This window comes from Streptomyces chumphonensis (assembly GCF_014779715.1).
Taxonomy (GTDB): Bacteria; Actinomycetota; Actinomycetes; order Streptomycetales; family Streptomycetaceae; genus Streptomyces; species Streptomyces chumphonensis.
The window spans coordinates 66,456-81,506 of the sequence record NZ_JACXYU010000006.1; the positions used below are offsets into that span (position 1 = coordinate 66,456).

Consider the following 15,051-nt stretch of genomic DNA (forward strand, 5'->3'; position numbering starts at 1 on the left):
TTCCTCAAGCCTTCCGTTGCACGTGCGGTCGAGCCGGTGTCCGGCTCGACCGGAGCCCGGGCGGTCCGCGTCGTGCGCGGACCGCCCGGACGGGGTCGGCCGGTTCAGCCCGCCGAGATGGCCTCGATGGCTCCCTCGGCCTGCTCGCGCAGCGTGTCCGACAGCGGCGCGGAACCCGCCGCCTCGGCGGCGGCGGCCTGGCCGTCCTCGCTCACCATGTAGCCCAGGTAGGCCTGCACCAGCTCGGCGGTCTGCTCGTCCTCGTAGGTGGAGCAGGCCATGGCGTAGGAGACCAGGACGATCGGGTACGTGCCCGCCTCGGTCGTGTCCCGGGCCAGGTCGTACGCGAAGTCGTACTCGCCGCGACCCTCGACGCGCTCGGAGACCTCGACCACCTTGGCCGCCGCCTCCGGCGAGTAGCCGACGAACTCCTCGCCCACGCCGACGTTGACGGTGCCCAGGTCACCGGCCTGGCTGGCGTCGGCGTAGCCGATCGTGCCGGTGCCGCTCGTCACCGCCTGCACGACGCCGGAGGTGCCCTGGGCGGCCTCCCCGCCGGAGACCGGCCAGTCACCGCTGACCTCGTGCGGCCAGTCGTCCCCGGCGGTGGCGGACAGGTACTCCACGAAGTTCTCCGTGGTCCCGGACTCGTCGGAGCGGTTCACCGGGGAGATGGCCGTGTCGGGCAGCTCCACGTCCGGGTTGTCCTCGGCGATGGCCGGGTCGTCCCACTTGGTGATCTTCTGGTCGAAGATCTGGGCGATGGTGCCGGGCTTGAGGTTCAGCTCCTCCACGCCGTCGAGGTTGAAGACGACCGCGATCGGGGAGACGTAGGCGGGGATCTCGATGAGCTCGCCGCACCGCTCCGTGGCCTTCGCCACCTCCTCCTCGTCGAGGTAGGCGTCGGTGCCGCCGAAGTCGGAGCCACCGGCGAGGAACTGCTCCCGGCCGCCGCCGGAACCGATCGGGTCGTAGTTGACCGTCACGTCCGGGTTCTTCTCCTGGAACCCGGCCATCCACGCCTGCTGGGCGGCGTCCTGCGAGCTGGCGCCCGCGCCCGACAGGGTGCCGGAGAGCGACGACTCACCGCCGCCGCCACCGCCGCCGTTGTCGTCGTCGGACTCGTTCGAGGAGCCGCAGGCCGCGAGGCTGAGGGACAGGACGGCCGCGGTCGACAGAGCGAGGATGCGGCTACGGGTGCTGCGCTTCACGATTGCCTCTTCCGAAACACCGGCCGGCCCAGCCGACCTGAGGAGTACTTGATGCGCTGGACGCTAGGAGCGCGAAGTGGCCTGATGTGGCAGCGATCCTGAACGGTCGATGAACGGCGCGATGCCACACAGGTGACATCACGGTTGCGTCACACCGCGATAACCACTGGGCATAGCCGCACAACCCCGTCCGGAGCACACGTCGCCGGTGCCGTCGCCGTGCGGGCGGTCATGGTGACCTGCGCGGGGCGTCGGACGGGCTCCTGCCTCCGCCGTCCCCCACGGCGCGATGTCTCCGTGGGCAGGGTGGCGCCGCGTCGAGGCGCCACCCTGCCCACCGACGGCCGGGTGCCGTCGCCCCCGGGTGCGCGGGGTCAGTGAGCCCGGAGTGCGGCGAGCACCGTGAGGCACGCCCGGACGCTACGCTCGCTCGGCAGGTGGGTGGGCTCGGCCTGCTCCGTCAGCGCCGCGTCCGCGAAGAGCGAGGCGGTCGCACGGGCGGCGGCGATGGGGACGTCGGGGTCGCCGGGGGCGTGCCACAGTCGGACCGGGCATCGCACGTCGGCCGGAGTGAAGCCCCAGTGTCCGACCTGCAGCCGCGCCTCGCGGGCCGGCCCGCGGTGGCCGTGACGACCCATCTCTTCGAGGGCGGCCAGCGTCCACGGCGAATCGCGGAAGGCGTCGGCGAAGCGGGGGGCCGCCGCCGCGAACTGCTCCGCGACCTCCTCCTGCGGCGCGCTCCCGTACAAGTCCCAGGCGCGCAGCGACCTCTCGGGGTAGTGGCCACGGATCGCGTCGTCATAGACGTAGGGAAGTCCGCTGAGAACCCCTACCCCTTCGCACCGCTCGGGCGCCAGAGCACCGAGTGCGTAGGCGTACGGGGCGCCCGCCGAGATGGCCAGGGCCTGGTAGGTACGCACGCCCAGTGCGTCCAAGGCGGGAAGCAGCAACGGGACCCAGTCGGCGACCGCCGACATCGGCGTGGGCTCGGTGAGGCCGTAGCCCGGCCGCTCCCAGGCCAGCAGGCGCACCCCTGCCTCCCGTGCCCACCGGTCCCAGTCCGGCGGGAGCCCGGCACCGCCGATGAGGCCGTGCTGGAGCAGCACCGGTCGGCCCTCAGGATCGCCGTACTCACCTACCCCGAGGTCGACTCCGTCACCGCCGCGTATGGTCCGTCGCGTCATCACGCTTCCTCGCTTTCCTGTTGGGTCGACGCCGGCCTCACCTGGCCCGGAATCCGCCGGTCCCGGACCTGCGGGGCGCCGTCGGGGGAGCATGGTGGGGCCTGGACACCACACTACCGACAAGTTAGGTTAGCCTCACCTAAGTAATCGTGAGGTGTGCATGGACGAGAAGCGCCGACCCGAACCCGGCACCGTGCGGGGGGCCCTGCTGATCCCGCTCCCCTCGGGAGTGGCGCAGACACGCGGGGGGCGCGGGCTTCTCGTCGACTCCACCGCCGCCCCCAACGCAGTGCCCCGCTTCCTCGGGGCACTGCTGGCACGGTCCTCCCGGGCCCTCCTGTCGACCGCGACGGTCCTGCGGCGCCGCCGGCCGGACTACCGGTTCAAGCCGTACCGCATGGCGTCCGGCTGAAGCACCACGTGGGTAAACGGCCTCCCCGGTCGGAGCGCCGCCCGGGCCGGCCACCACCTCCCACCTCCGACGCACGGTCACCCCCAAGAGAAGGCAGCAGACATGGCTCACGGTTGGCAGGGCGCGGTTCTCAAGCTCATGCGGGGCCGGGACTTCACCCTTACCGTCCGCTCCAACGAGCGCATATCCGACCGCGTACACCGCCTGTCCTTCAGCGACGGCGGCCTGCTGCGGAACACCTCGGTCCACCCCACGATGTGGGTGCGCCTCTGGTTCGACGACGACGGCCGCCCGCACCAACGTGCCTACACTCTCGTGACACCTGCCCCCGAGGCGGGGACCTTCACCGTGGACTTCGTACTGCACCCCGGCCCCGCCAGCGATTGGGCGAGGGCGGCCCAGCCCGGCGACACCGTGGAGGCGACCGTCCAGGGTTCGCGGTTCACCGTGCCCGCCACGGAACCGTCGCGGCTCTTCGTCGTCGGCGACCCGGCGTCGCGGCCGGCCATCGACTCCCTGCTCGACGCGCTTCCGCGGGCACCGGCCACCATCTGGTTCGAGACGTCGCATCCGGCCGACACGGACCACACCCCCTCCGGCGGGGACGCGCCGCGTGAGGTCATCACGGTGCCCAGGCGAAACGGCGGCACCCACCTGGCCGCGACGGTACGCGGCGCACTCCCGGACCTCCTCGACGACGACGCGTATCTCTGGATCGCCTGTGACACGGCGACCACACGGGCCCTGGCCTCCTTCGCGCGCAAACAGCTCCGCATGCCGAAGGACAGGGTGCACGCGCTCGGCTACTGGCAGCCCACCTGAGCGCCGCGTCTGACCGGCGTCCCGCCGTTCGGGTGACGGCGGTCACGGACGCTCTTCGTGGTGACGCATAGGCTGGGTACGTCGCCTGACCGGCGGCGGAGAGGTCAGCGCGCTCTCCGAGGGGTGCGCGGACAGCCGCCTGTAGGGTGGGAAACAGCCCTTGACCTGCTAAAGCGCAGGCAGGGAGCCGACATCTGGGAGTACCGCGATGATGCGTACGATGTTCAAGTCCAAGATCCACCGTGCCACCGTCACCGAGGCCGACCTGCACTACGTGGGGTCCGTCACCGTGGACGCGGACCTGCTGGACGCCGCCGACCTGCTGCCCGGCGAGCTGGTGCACATCGTCGACGTCACCAACGGCGCCCGGCTGGAGACGTACACCATCGCGGGCGAGCGGGGTTCCGGCGTGATCGGGATCAACGGGGCCGCCGCCCACCTCGTGCACCCCGGTGACCTGGTCATCCTCATCAGCTACGCACAGCTGGACGACGCCGAGGCGCGCACCTACACGCCCCGCGTCGTCCACGTGGACGCCGGCAACCGGATCGTGGAGCTGGGGGAGGACCCCTCGGCCCCGGTGCCCGGCGGCGACACGGTGCGCAGCCCCTTCGCCCACGTCTGACGTCCGTACCGCGCGCCGATCGCGTACGCCGACGGCCCCGGCACTCCACGGAGTGCCGGGGCCGTCGAACCCGGTGCCTCGGGATGTCCGCTCAGCTCTGGCCGGCGAACTTCTCACTGATCGCGGAGAAGACCCCCTCGGCCGAGGCGCCGAGGTAGGGCCCGGCGAGCCAGGTCGCCGGACGCGGGCCGATCGAGTTGACGGAGACCAGCTCGGCCTTGCCGTCCGGGCCCGCGACGTACATGCCGCCGCCCGAGGTGCCGCCGGTCATCGTGCACCCGATCCGGTACATCGCCGGCTGCCCGGGGTCGACCGTGAGACGGCCGGGCCGGTCGGTGCAGGTGTACATCAGCGCCCCGTCGTAGGGCGGCGCCGCCGGGTAGCCGTAGGAGCTGAGCCCGGCCAGCTCGTCGGGGCCCGGGGCGTCGAAGTCGATCGCCAGGGCGTTGCCGACGGTCTCCTCCAGCGACTTCCCCGAACCGTCCTCGGGCTCGACGTGCAGCACGGCGAAGTCCTGCGCCGCCCCGGCGTCGCCGCGCCGCGCGTCACCGCGCTCGATCCAGTAGGACGTCGTCTGGGCCCAGTCGGCCCACCACATCCTGTAGGGCGCGACCTCGTGCGACGGCGCTCCGGTCAGCTGCTCCGGCGCGCGGCCCCGGTCGTTGTAGGAGGGCACGAACATGATGTTGCGGAACCAGCCCGCGTCGCCGCCGCCGTGCACGCAGTGGCCCGCGGTGGCCACCAGGTTGGAGGCGCCCGGGTTGTTCGGGTCCTTGACGACCGTCCCGGAGCAGACCATCGGACCGCTCGGGGTGTCCATGAACACCTTGCCGACGGGGGCGGCGTGCCGGTGGTAGGGCCGGTCCACCTCGGACGCCTCGACCGCCGCCGGTGCCGGGTCCGTGCCGGTCCGCGCGGAGGCGGCGGCCAGCTCCTCCTCGCTGAGCTCCTTGCGGTGGTCCTCCGCCTTCCGCATGCGGTCGCTGTCCCACAGGTCCTCGACGTAGGGGTTGACGAAGTCCTGCGCGTCGCGGAGCCAGCCGTCCTCGTCCCAGTCCTCCCAGCCGCCCTTCTTCCAGCCCTCCAGATCCTTCAGGGCGTCGGGCAGGTCGGCCGGCAGCTCGTCGGGCAGGCCGAGGCCCGGTCCTTCTCGCCGTCCCCGGCGTCGGGCGACGCGGAGACACCGGCCCCGGCGTCGGGGTCCACGTCGTCGGGGCCGCAGGCCGTGGCGGTCAGGGCGAGCGCGGCCAGGGCGGCCGTCAGCGCGAGGGCGGGACGGCGGGCCGTGCGTGCAGCGGGCATGCGGAGTTCTCCTCGGAACTCGGGACATCGGCAGGCGGAACGTGACGTCGGGCGGAGCGCGACGTCAGAAGGCGCGGGCGGGGTGCACGGGAGCGCACCCCGCCCGCGCCGATCGGTCCGGCGTCGGCACCGCGTCGCGGCGCCGGCGGACGGCTAGGAGCTGAGCGAGTCGAAGACGGCCTTGGCCTCCGGGCCGAGCCGCGGACCGGCCAGCCACGTCGCCGTGAGCGGGCCGATGGACGTCACCGAGTAGAGCTGGTCCTCGCCGTCGGGCCCCGGGGCCACCCAGCCACCGCCGGAGGAACCGCCGGTCATCGTGCAGCCGACGCGGTACATCGTGGGCTGCTCGGCGTCGATCGTGAGCCGGCCGGCCGCGCCCGTGCAGCTGAACATGGAGCTGCCGTCGAACGGCGGTGCCGCGGGGTACCCGCGCACGGTGAGCTCGGGCAACGTGCTGACCTGCGGGAGGCTGAAGTTGACCGCCACGGCCGAACCGACCGTCTCCTCCAGCGAGGTCTCGCTGCCGCCCTCCTCGGGGCTGACCTTCAGCACGGCGAAGTCCTGCTGGGCACCCGCCCCACCGCGCTCGGCGCCGGCGCTGCGCCAGTGCTCGGTCGTGGCGGCCTCACCGGCCCACCAGATGCCGTGCGGGAGGACGTCCTCCTCGGGGGCGGTCTCCAGCTGCTCGGCGGGCAGGCCCTTGTGGTTGAAGCCCGGCACGAAGACGACGTTGCGGAACCAGCCCTTGCCCTCACCGCCGTGCACGCAGTGTCCGGCGGTGGCGACGAGGTCGGACTTCCCGGGGTTCGCCGGGTCCTCGACCACCGTCGCGGAGCAGACCATCTGGCCCTGCGGCGTGTCCATGAACACCTTGCCGTAGGGCGCGGCCCCGTCGGTGTAGGGCGTCGGGACGTCGGCGGCCTCCACCACCGCGGGCTCGGGGTCGGTGGCTCCCTCGTCCTCGGTCGCGCCCTCCCCGTCGCCGTCCGGGGTGCCGTCGATCTCCTCCTCGTCGACCTCGCGCTCCGGCTCCTCCGCGTCCTTCATCCGCTCGCGGTCCCAGAGGTCCTCGATGATCGGGTTGATGAAGTCCTTGGCGTCACCGAGCCAGCCGTCGGGCTCCCAGTTGTCCCACTCGCCCTCCTTCCACCGCTTCAGGTCGTCCAGGGAGAAGGGCAGGTCCTTGGGCAGCCCCAGATCGTTGCTTCCGGAATCGGCGGCCTCGGAGGCGGCCGGCTTCGCGTCGCTGTCCGGTGCCTCGTCGGGACCGCATGCGGTGGCGGTCACCGTCAGAACGGTGACGGCGGCGACCGCCGCCAGCGCCGTACGGCGCCGTGCGGTCGTGCGCGTGGACGACATGGAACGAACTCCCCCTGAACTGGTTCACCTTGCGTGTGGCTTGTCATGCACCCCGCCGAACGGGGTGCCCCCCAACTATGCAGGTGCCGCCTACGACGGCCGCTGCCGGGTCGGCGGTTCCCCACGGCCGCGGAAAGGATCTTGCCGCCGACCGTGATCGGACGGCGGTCGCGTCGTTACGCCATACGGGCTGCGCAGCGGTTCCCGCACGCTCAGGGAGGTTTTGTGAACGCAACGGCCGGTTCCGAGGAGTCCCCCGACGGGGACGGCGCCCCCGTCCCGCAGCGCCTCGCCCGCCTGCTCGACGACCCGACCGTCCCCCGCCAGGCACGCCGCGCCGCTCGCCCGGGCCCGTCCGGGCTCGCGGCCACGACGGACGCCGCCGATCCGGCCGATCCCGCCGCCGACCCTCTCGACGCCGCCGACGCCCACCGCGCCGCCGACGCGGCCGGGGCGGAGAACCTCCTCCGCTGCTGGGTACGGGAGACGGGCCGAGCGGCACCGCCACCCGGCCGCCCCCTGCACGTCCCCCTGCCGGGCAGCGGCACCGCCCTCCAGGTGCCCGTGCGGTACTGGTCCCCGACGGGCTGGCACCGCTTCGGCCCGGTGCGTCTCGACTCCGCCCCGGCGGACGCCGCCCCCCTCGACGCCGTCACCCTCGCCGGCCTCCTCGCCCGCGAGGCCGCGCACCAGGCGGGAACCCCGGGGGAGAGCAGCGACCTGTCCGCCCGCGTCGCCGACTCCGTGCGGCAGACGGCACGGTTCCTGGCGGCCCGTCGCGCCCGGCCCGGGCCGCCCGCCGGGGCTGATCCGTTCCTCGCGGCGGAGCAGGCCCTCGTGTTCGGCCACCCGGCGCACCCGGCGCCCAAGAGCCGGGAGGGGTTCGGCGACGAGGAGACGGAGTGGTACTCGCCCGAGCTTCACGGAAGCTTCCCCCTGCACTGGTTCGCCGTCCACCACACCGCCCTGGCCTGCGACTCGGCGTGGACGGAGCGCGGCCGGGCACGGACGGCCGCCGAGCTCGCCTCCCGACTCGCACCGGACCTTCCGCTGCCCGCCGGGACCGTCGCCCTGCCGCTGCACCCCTGGCAGGCCCGCACCGTCCGCGGTCGCCCGTCCGTGGCCGCGCTGTTCGACGCCGGTCTGCTCCACGACCTCGGGCCGCACGGCGGGCGGTGGCACCCGACGTCGTCGATCCGCACCGTCGCCCGTCCGGGGGAGCCGATGATGCTCAAGCTCTCCCTGGCCGTCCGCGTCACCAACTCCCGGCGGGAGAACCTCCGCAAGGAACTGCATCGCGGTGTGGAGGTGCACCGGCTGCTGCGCAGTGGACTGGGCGAGCGTTGGCGGGCCGTCCACCCCTGCTTCGACATCGTGCGCGACCCGGCCTGGCTCGGTGTCGACGACGCCGACGGCACGCCCGTGCCGGGGCTGGACACCGTCTTCCGGCACAACCCCTTCCGGCCCGACAACGACGCCGTCTGCCTGGCCTCGCTCACCTCGCCCCGCCCGTGGCCGGACACCGCCGGGCACCCGACCCGCTCGCGGCTGGCCGACGTCGTGCGGCGCCTGGCGTCGGCCACCGGCCGGCGGACGCGGGCCGTGGCGGCCGAGTGGTTCCTGCGCTACCTGGACGCGGTCGTCGCCCCCGTCCTGTGGCTCGACGCGCACGCGGGCATCGCGCTGGAGGCCCATCAGCAGAACACCGTCGTGCTGCTCGACCCCGACGGCTGGCCCGTCGGCGGCCGCTACCGGGACAACCAGGGCTACTACTTCCGCGCCTCGCACCGGGCCGCGCTCCAGGCGCTGGTGCCGGGTGTGGGGGAGGAGAGCGACTCCTTCGTGCCCGACGCGGTCACCGACGAGCGCTTCGCCTACTACCTGGGCATCAACCACGTACTCGGACTCATCGGCGCCTTCGGCTCCCAGGTCGGCGTCGACGAGGCCATGCTCCTGGCCGCCTTCCGGCGCTTCCTCGACGCGCACGCCACGCGGGGCGGCGACGTGCCGACGTCCCCGCTGGCCGCTCTCCTCCTCGACGCGCCGTCGCTGCGCTGCAAGGCCAACCTGCTGACCCGGCTGCACGGGCTCGACGAGCTCGTCGGCCCGGTGGACACCCAGTCCGTCTACGTCAGCGTCCCCAACCCGCTCGCCGTCCACCCGCCGCAGTGACCCGCGAGCCGGAAGGAAGCGCCGCCGTGCCGACCCCCGACCCCGCCACCGAACAGGCCGACGTGTTCGGCGGACCCGGAGGTCCGGCCGAGGACGACACCCTCGACCTGGAGCTGCCGCCCGAACTCCGTACCGGCCCGGCCGGGCCAGCCGGGCCTCCCGGGTCTCCCTGGTCTCCCGGGTCTCCCGGGTCTCCCGGGTTCGAGGGTCCCGTGCCGGACGCCGCGCCCGGCACCGACCTGGTGGGCGCCGTCGACCGCTGGCGGGCCGCCCGCGGGTCCTTCGGCACCTTCCAACTCGTCCCCGTCCGGCTCGAACGCGACCTGACGCTCGTCACGGCCTGGATGAACGACCCGGCCGTCGCCGCCTTCTGGGCCCTCGCCGGGGACGAGGACGTCACCGCGAAGCACCTCCGCCCGCAACTGGAGGGCGACGGGCGCAGCGTCCCGTGCCTCGGCGTGCTGGACGGCGTCCCGATGAGCTACTGGGAGATCTACCGCGCCGACCTCGACCCGCTGGCCCGCTACTTCCCCACCCTTCCCCACGACACCGGCCTGCACGTACTGATCGGTCCGGCGGACCGGCGCGGCCGCGGCCTCGGCGCGGCGCTGTTGGGGGCGGTGTCCGAGCTGGTCCTGACGCACCGTCCGGCCTGCCGTCGCGTGCTCGCCGAACCCGACGTCCGCAACGCCGTGTCCGTCAGCGCCTTCCTGCGGGCCGGCTACCGGCGCGCGGCGGAGGTCGACCTGCCGGACAAACGTGCGGCCGTCGTCGTCCGCGAACGGGGAGGGATTCCGGCGCTCTGAGGTCGACCGGCCTCCCCACCGGCACCTCGGTGCCGGCCGCGACACCGCACGTCGTTCCCCGTGGTCCGCCCGTGCGCCCGCCGTCCCCGGCGGCGTCCGGACCGGACCGGAGAACCGTCCCGTTCGGCTCCGCACCTGAGGAGAACGCCCTTGCAGACGTCATCCACCGAGCCCGCCACGCCCTGGCACACCGCGTCCCGGAAGCTGTTCGCCAAACTACTCGGCGAATTCGCCTACGAGGGGATCCTCGTGCCGGAACGCGACGGCGCCGCATCCGCCACCGGCCGGTACCGGGTGGCCGTCCCCGACGGGACGGTCCACCGCTTCCGCGCGCGGCGCGGCGCCTACGGCCACTGGCGCGTCGATCCCGACAGCATCACCCCGCACGCCGACCCGCTGGTCTTCCTCACCGCCGCCCACGACGTGCCGCTCGGGCTCGCGGGAGACACGCTCGGCCACCTGCTCCGGGAGCTGACCGCCACGCTCAGCGCCGACGTCCGGCTCGCCGCGACGGCGCTGTCCGTCCCGGACCTCGCCGACCTGGGCTACGCCGAGTTGGAGGGCCATCTCACCGGCCACCCCTGGCTGGTCGCCAACAAGGGCCGGCTCGGCCTGTCCCACACCGACAGCGGTCGGTGGACGCCCGAGGCCCGCGCCGCGACCCGCCTGCCCTGGCTCGCCGTGCACCGCAGCCTCGCCCGCTACCGGGGCACCGCCGCGCTCGGCGACGCCGCGCGCCTCTACGGCCAGGAGCTCTCCACCGCGACCCGGGAGGTCTTCGCCGCCACCGTCGCCGCACGCGGACGACGCCCCGAGGAGTACCTGTGGCTCCCCGTGCACCCCTGGCAGTGGGACGAGACGATCGCGCCGCTGTTCGCCCCCCAGCTCGCCGACGGCACCCTCATACCGCTGCCCGAGGACGAGGACCTGCGACTGCCCCAGCAGTCGGTGCGCACGTTCCTCAACGTCAGCCGACCGCAGGCCCGCACCGTCAAACTGCCGCTGTCCGTGCTCAACACGCTGGTGTGGCGCGGACTGCCCACCGAACGCACCCTCGCCGCCCCGGCCGTCACGTCCTGGATCCACGGTATGCGGGACGCCGATCCGTTCCTGCGCGACGAGACGCGCGTCGTCCTGCTCGGCGAGGTCGCCTCGGTGACGGTCGAGCACCCGCTCTACGACCGGCTCCCCGGCGTCCCCTACCAGTACCGGGAACTGCTCGGCTGCATCTGGCGCGAGCCGTTGGGCCCCCACCTCGCGGCCGGGGAACGCGCCCGCAGCCTCGCCGCACTGCTCCACACCGACCCGGCGGGCCGGGCGCTCACCGCCGAACTGGTCCGCCGGTCCGGGCTCGCCCCCCGGGTGTGGCTGCGCCACCTCTTCGAGGCGCTCCTACCGCCGCTCCTGCACTTCCTCTACCGCTACGGCACCGTCTTCTCCCCGCACGGCGAGAACAGCATCGTCGTCTTCGACGCGCACGAGGTGCCGGTGCGGCTGGCCGTGAAGGACTTCGTCGACGACGTCAACCTCAGCGACGAAGCGCTCCCCGAACTGGCCGACCTGCCGCCCACCGTCCGCACCACCCTGCTGACCGAGCCGGCGGACTTCCTCACCCAGTTCATCCACAGCGGCCTGTTCGTCGGCGTCTTCCGCTACCTCGCGCCCCTGTGCGCGGAGGGACTCGGCGTGCCGGAGGCGGAGTTCTGGGCCCTCGTCCGCGAGACCGTCCTGGCCCACCAGCGGCGCTTCCCGGAACTGAAACCCCGCTTCGCGCTCTTCGACCTCCTCACGCCGCGCATCGACCGCCTGTGCCTGAACCGCAACCGGCTGTACGCGGACGGCTACCGCGACCGCGCCGGACGTCCGCACGCCGTGGTCGACGGCACGGTCCCCAACCCGCTCCACGCCGGGTAGCGGCCGGGCGTCCCGTGCCCGGGTGTCAGAGGCACCACGTAGGGTTGCTCGCCTATGAGCGAAGCATCCGCCCTCCCCACCCGCCCGGCCCTCTCCGACCTCCTGCACGCGGCCGTCACCGCCGTCGGCGGCACCGAGCGGCCCGGCCAGGTCGCCATGGCCGAGGCCGTGGCGGAGGCCGTCGGCGAGGGCACCCACCTGCTGATCCAGGCGGGCACCGGCACCGGGAAGTCGCTCGGTTACCTCGTGCCCGCGCTGGCCCAGGGCGAGCGCGTCGTCGTCGCGACGGCGACGCTCGCCCTCCAGCGCCAGCTCGTCGAGCGGGACCTCCCGCGCACGGTGGAGGCCCTGCACCCGCTGCTGCGCCGCCGGCCGGAGTACGCGATGCTCAAGGGCCGGTCGAACTACCTGTGTCTGCACCGGCTGCACGAGGGCGTCCCGGCGGAGGAGGAGGACGCCCTCTTCGACCCCGTCGAGGCGGCGGCCCGGGCCGCCGGTCCGGCGGGCGCCTCCAGCAAGCTCGGCAAGGACCTGCTGCGAGTGCGGGACTGGGCGGACGAGACGGAGACGGGGGACCGCGACGACCTGCGGCCCGGTGTCTCCGACCGCGCCTGGGGCCAGGTCTCCGTCTCCTCGCGCGAGTGCCTGGGCGCCGCCAAGTGTGCCTACGGGGCCGAGTGTTTCGCCGAGGCCGCCCGGGAGCGGGCCAAGCTGGCCGACGTCGTCGTCACGAACCACGCGCTGCTGGCGATCGACGCCATCGAGGGCGCGCCGGTGCTGCCCGGCCACGAGGTGCTGATCGTCGACGAGGCGCACGAACTGGTCTCCCGCGTCACGGGTGTCGCCTCCGGGGAGCTCACGCCCGCCGGGGTGAGCCGGGCCGTGCGCCGCTCGGCGAAGCTCGTCGACGAGAAGGCGGCCGACCGGCTGCTGACGGCCTCCGAGGGCTTCGAGCGGGTCATGGAGCTGGCGCTGCCCGGCCGCCTGGAGCAGGTCCCCGAGGACCTCGGCCACGCGCTCGCCGCCTTGCGGGACGCCGCCCGGAACTGCCTGACGTCCCTCGGCAACACCCGCGACCGCTCCGTGCAGGACGAGGACGCCGTGCGCAAGCAGGCGGTCGCCTCGCTGGAGAACGTCCACGCCGTCGCCGACCGGATCGCCCAGGGCTCGGAGTACGACGTCATCTGGTACGAGCGCCACGACCGGTTCGGCGCCTCGCTGCGGGTCGCGCCCCTGAACGTCTCCGGCCTGCTGCGGGAGAAGCTCTTCCACGACCGCTCCGTCGTCCTGACGTCCGCGACCCTCCGGCTCGGTGGCGACTTCAACGGCGTCGCGGCCTCACTGGGCCTGGCCCCCGAAGGCCGGCGGGAACACGCGGGGGACGCCGGTGACGCCGGGGCCGGGGACGCCGCCGGGGAGGAGGAGTCCCCCCGCTGGCAGGGGCTGGACGTCGGTTCCCCGTTCGACTACCGCAAGCAGGGCATTCTGTACGTCGCCCGGCATCTGGCCCCACCCGGCCGCGAGGGCGCCCGCAGTGACATGCTCGACGAGCTGTCCGGCCTGGTCGAGGCGGCGGGCGGGCGCACGCTCGGCCTCTTCTCCTCGATGCGGGGGGCGCAGACGGCGGCCGAGGAGCTGCGCGGCCGGCTGGACGTCCCGGTCCTCCTTCAGGGTGAGGAGACGCTGGGCGAGCTGATCCGCCGCTTCGCCGAGGACGCGCGGACGTGTCTGTTCGGCACGCTGTCGCTGTGGCAGGGCGTCGACGTGCCGGGGGCCGGCTGCCAGCTCGTCGTCATGGACCGCATCCCCTTCCCGCGCCCCGACGACCCGCTCATGAGCGCGCGGCAGAAGGCGGTCGAGCAGGCCGGCGGCAACGGCTTCATGGCGGTCGCCGCCACGCACGCGGCGCTGCTGATGGCCCAGGGCGCCGGTCGGCTGGTCCGGGCCATGGGGGATCGCGGCGTCGTCGCCGTGCTGGACCCGAGGCTGGCGAAGGCCCGCTACGGCGGCTTCCTGCGGTCCTCCATGCCCGACTTCTGGTACACCACCGACCCCGCCCAGGTCCGTCGCTCGCTCACAGCGATCGACGTCGCCGACTCCTGAGTCCGCCGGGCGGGCGGCCTCAGGAGTCCGCCGCGCGGCGGGCGGCCTGTCCGGGCTGCGGAGGTGTGGCCCATACACCGCACAGTGTGATCGCGGCATGCTTTCGGCGATATTTCACTCGAACGTGTGTTTGGCGCAACCTTTCGAAACCAACTACCGTTGTGCCACAGGGAGAACAGTTCGAAAGGGGTGCCGACCACCGTGACGACCACCGCAGACAGCGTGACGTTCACTGCCCAGGACACCGTCGAGGGCGGTGCCGACCGGGTCCACCCGGTCGGTGAGACCGCCGAGGTGCCCCTCGGCGCCTCAGGAGCCGGCGGCCGGGGGGCTCCCAGGGCCGCCCGCGCGCTGCCCGGCAGGCCACCCGGTATCCGGGCGGACAGCACCGGTCTGACCGACCGGCAGCGTCGCGTCATCGAGGTGATCAGGGACTCGGTGCAGCGCCGCGGCTACCCGCCCTCCATGCGGGAGATCGGCCAGGCGGTCGGCCTCTCCAGCACGTCCTCCGTCGCCCACCAGCTCATGGCGCTGGAGCGCAAGGGCTTCCTGCGGCGCGACCCGCACCGGCCGCGGGCCTACGAGGTGCGCGGCTCCGACACCCCGAGCACGCAGACGACGGACACCACCGGGAAGCCGGCGGCGTCGTACGTCCCGCTCCTCGGCCGCATCGCCGCCGGCGGCCCGATCCTCGCCGAGGAGTCGGTGGAGGATGTCTTCCCGCTGCCCCGGCAGCTGGTGGGCGACGGTGAGCTGTTCGTGCTCAAGGTCGTCGGGGACTCGATGGTCGAGGCCGCGATCTGCGACGGCGACTGGGTGACCGTGCGCCGTCAGCCGGTCGCGGAGAACGGCGACATCGTGGCCGCGATGCTGGACGGCGAGGCCACGGTGAAGCGCTTCAAGCGCGAGGACGGCCACGTCTGGCTCCTCCCGCACAACTCCGCCTACCAGCCGATCGCCGGGGACGAGGCGACGATCCTCGGCAAGGTCGTCGCGGTGATGCGGCGCATCTGAGCCCTCCCCGTCCCGAAGCGGCGGCGGCGCGCGCCCGGTGCGGGGGTCACCTCCGGGCCCGCGCGCCCGCGTCCGTCGCCTCCCGCGACTCCTGCGGCCCTCCGCACGACCCGGTGGTCGAGCGAAG

The 15,051-nt window shown here is 73.7% G+C and carries 13 protein-coding genes; 8 read left to right on the forward strand and 5 right to left on the reverse strand.

The window, feature by feature from the left end; genetic code table 11:
* Nucleotides 1-104 precede the first annotated feature (104 nt).
* Nucleotides 105-1,211, reverse strand: coding sequence for a phosphate ABC transporter substrate-binding protein PstS (pstS, locus tag IF129_RS13855; protein ID WP_191209932.1), 1,107 nt, complete (start codon nucleotides 1,209-1,211; stop codon nucleotides 105-107).
* A 374-nt stretch (nucleotides 1,212-1,585) separates the two neighbouring features.
* A complete protein-coding gene (locus IF129_RS13860; protein ID WP_191209933.1) occupies nucleotides 1,586-2,395 on the reverse strand; it encodes an alpha/beta fold hydrolase in 810 nt (269 codons plus the stop codon).
* A 160-nt stretch (nucleotides 2,396-2,555) separates the two neighbouring features.
* Here IF129_RS13860 and IF129_RS13865 point away from each other — a divergent pair, with 160 nt between their 5' ends.
* The 3 genes from IF129_RS13865 (at nucleotide 2,556) to panD (ending at nucleotide 4,254) form a co-directional block, all read left to right on the forward strand.
* The gene (locus IF129_RS13865) at nucleotides 2,556-2,807 is read left to right on the forward strand and encodes a hypothetical protein (RefSeq protein WP_191209934.1); all 252 of its coding nucleotides are present in this window, start codon (nucleotides 2,556-2,558) and stop codon (nucleotides 2,805-2,807) included.
* A gap of 102 nt (nucleotides 2,808-2,909) precedes the next feature.
* Complete coding sequence (locus tag IF129_RS13870; RefSeq protein WP_191209935.1) at nucleotides 2,910-3,629, forward strand: siderophore-interacting protein; 720 nt, start codon at nucleotides 2,910-2,912, stop codon at nucleotides 3,627-3,629.
* Nucleotides 3,630-3,837: 208 nt separating this feature from the next.
* Nucleotides 3,838-4,254 (forward strand): aspartate 1-decarboxylase, encoded by a 417-nt coding sequence (gene panD, locus IF129_RS13875; protein WP_191209936.1) that lies wholly within the window; start codon nucleotides 3,838-3,840, stop codon nucleotides 4,252-4,254.
* Between the two features lie 91 nt (nucleotides 4,255-4,345).
* On the opposite strand, the gene IF129_RS13880 is transcribed toward panD, so the two are convergent.
* The 3 genes from IF129_RS13880 to IF129_RS13885 all read right to left on the reverse strand — a co-directional run bounded on the left by IF129_RS13880 (nucleotide 4,346) and on the right by IF129_RS13885 (nucleotide 6,915).
* Nucleotides 4,346-5,230: a trypsin-like serine peptidase gene (locus tag IF129_RS13880; protein WP_224754938.1), complete on the reverse strand. Its 885-nt coding sequence runs from the start codon at nucleotides 5,228-5,230 to the stop codon at nucleotides 4,346-4,348.
* Nucleotides 5,231-5,346: 116 nt separating this feature from the next.
* Complete coding sequence (locus tag IF129_RS27155) at nucleotides 5,347-5,556, reverse strand: hypothetical protein (protein WP_224754939.1); 210 nt, start codon at nucleotides 5,554-5,556, stop codon at nucleotides 5,347-5,349.
* A 153-nt stretch (nucleotides 5,557-5,709) separates the two neighbouring features.
* On the reverse strand, nucleotides 5,710-6,915 hold the full coding sequence (locus tag IF129_RS13885) for a trypsin-like serine peptidase (RefSeq protein WP_191209937.1): 1,206 nt from the start codon (nucleotides 6,913-6,915) through the stop codon (nucleotides 5,710-5,712).
* Between the two features lie 225 nt (nucleotides 6,916-7,140).
* Here IF129_RS13885 and IF129_RS13890 point away from each other — a divergent pair, with 225 nt between their 5' ends.
* From IF129_RS13890 to lexA, 5 genes are all read left to right on the forward strand, one after another.
* Nucleotides 7,141-9,087, forward strand: coding sequence for an IucA/IucC family protein (locus IF129_RS13890; protein ID WP_318153724.1), 1,947 nt, complete (start codon nucleotides 7,141-7,143; stop codon nucleotides 9,085-9,087).
* A 26-nt stretch (nucleotides 9,088-9,113) separates the two neighbouring features.
* The gene (locus IF129_RS13895) at nucleotides 9,114-9,893 is read left to right on the forward strand and encodes a GNAT family N-acetyltransferase (protein ID WP_318153725.1); all 780 of its coding nucleotides are present in this window, start codon (nucleotides 9,114-9,116) and stop codon (nucleotides 9,891-9,893) included.
* A gap of 150 nt (nucleotides 9,894-10,043) precedes the next feature.
* Nucleotides 10,044-11,807: an IucA/IucC family protein gene (locus IF129_RS13900; RefSeq protein WP_191209940.1), complete on the forward strand. Its 1,764-nt coding sequence runs from the start codon at nucleotides 10,044-10,046 to the stop codon at nucleotides 11,805-11,807.
* 54 nt (nucleotides 11,808-11,861) lie between these two features.
* Nucleotides 11,862-13,910 (forward strand): ATP-dependent DNA helicase, encoded by a 2,049-nt coding sequence (locus IF129_RS13905; RefSeq protein ID WP_191209941.1) that lies wholly within the window; start codon nucleotides 11,862-11,864, stop codon nucleotides 13,908-13,910.
* A gap of 201 nt (nucleotides 13,911-14,111) precedes the next feature.
* Nucleotides 14,112-14,924 carry a transcriptional repressor LexA gene (gene lexA / locus IF129_RS13910; protein WP_191209942.1) on the forward strand — a complete coding sequence of 271 codons (813 nt, stop codon included), beginning with the start codon at nucleotides 14,112-14,114 and terminating at the stop codon, nucleotides 14,922-14,924.
* Nucleotides 14,925-15,051: the final 127 nt, after the last annotated feature.

Bases quoted from the DNA above. Each gene is read 5' to 3' on its own strand.
- IF129_RS13865 (WP_191209934.1), top strand. From the start codon at position 2,556: ATGGACGAGAAGCGCCGACCCGAACCCGGCACCGTGCGGGGGGCCCTG.
- IF129_RS13860 (WP_191209933.1), bottom strand. From the start codon at position 2,395: ATGACGCGACGGACCATACGCGGCGGTGACGGAGTCGACCTCGGGGTA.
- IF129_RS13885 (WP_191209937.1), bottom strand. From the start codon at position 6,915: ATGTCGTCCACGCGCACGACCGCACGGCGCCGTACGGCGCTGGCGGCG.
- IF129_RS27155 (WP_224754939.1), bottom strand. From the start codon at position 5,556: ATGCCCGCTGCACGCACGGCCCGCCGTCCCGCCCTCGCGCTGACGGCC.
- IF129_RS13880 (WP_224754938.1), bottom strand. From the start codon at position 5,230: ATGCGGAAGGCGGAGGACCACCGCAAGGAGCTCAGCGAGGAGGAGCTG.
- IF129_RS13870 (WP_191209935.1), top strand. From the start codon at position 2,910: ATGGCTCACGGTTGGCAGGGCGCGGTTCTCAAGCTCATGCGGGGCCGG.
- IF129_RS13905 (WP_191209941.1), top strand. From the start codon at position 11,862: ATGAGCGAAGCATCCGCCCTCCCCACCCGCCCGGCCCTCTCCGACCTC.
- panD (WP_191209936.1), top strand. From the start codon at position 3,838: ATGATGCGTACGATGTTCAAGTCCAAGATCCACCGTGCCACCGTCACC.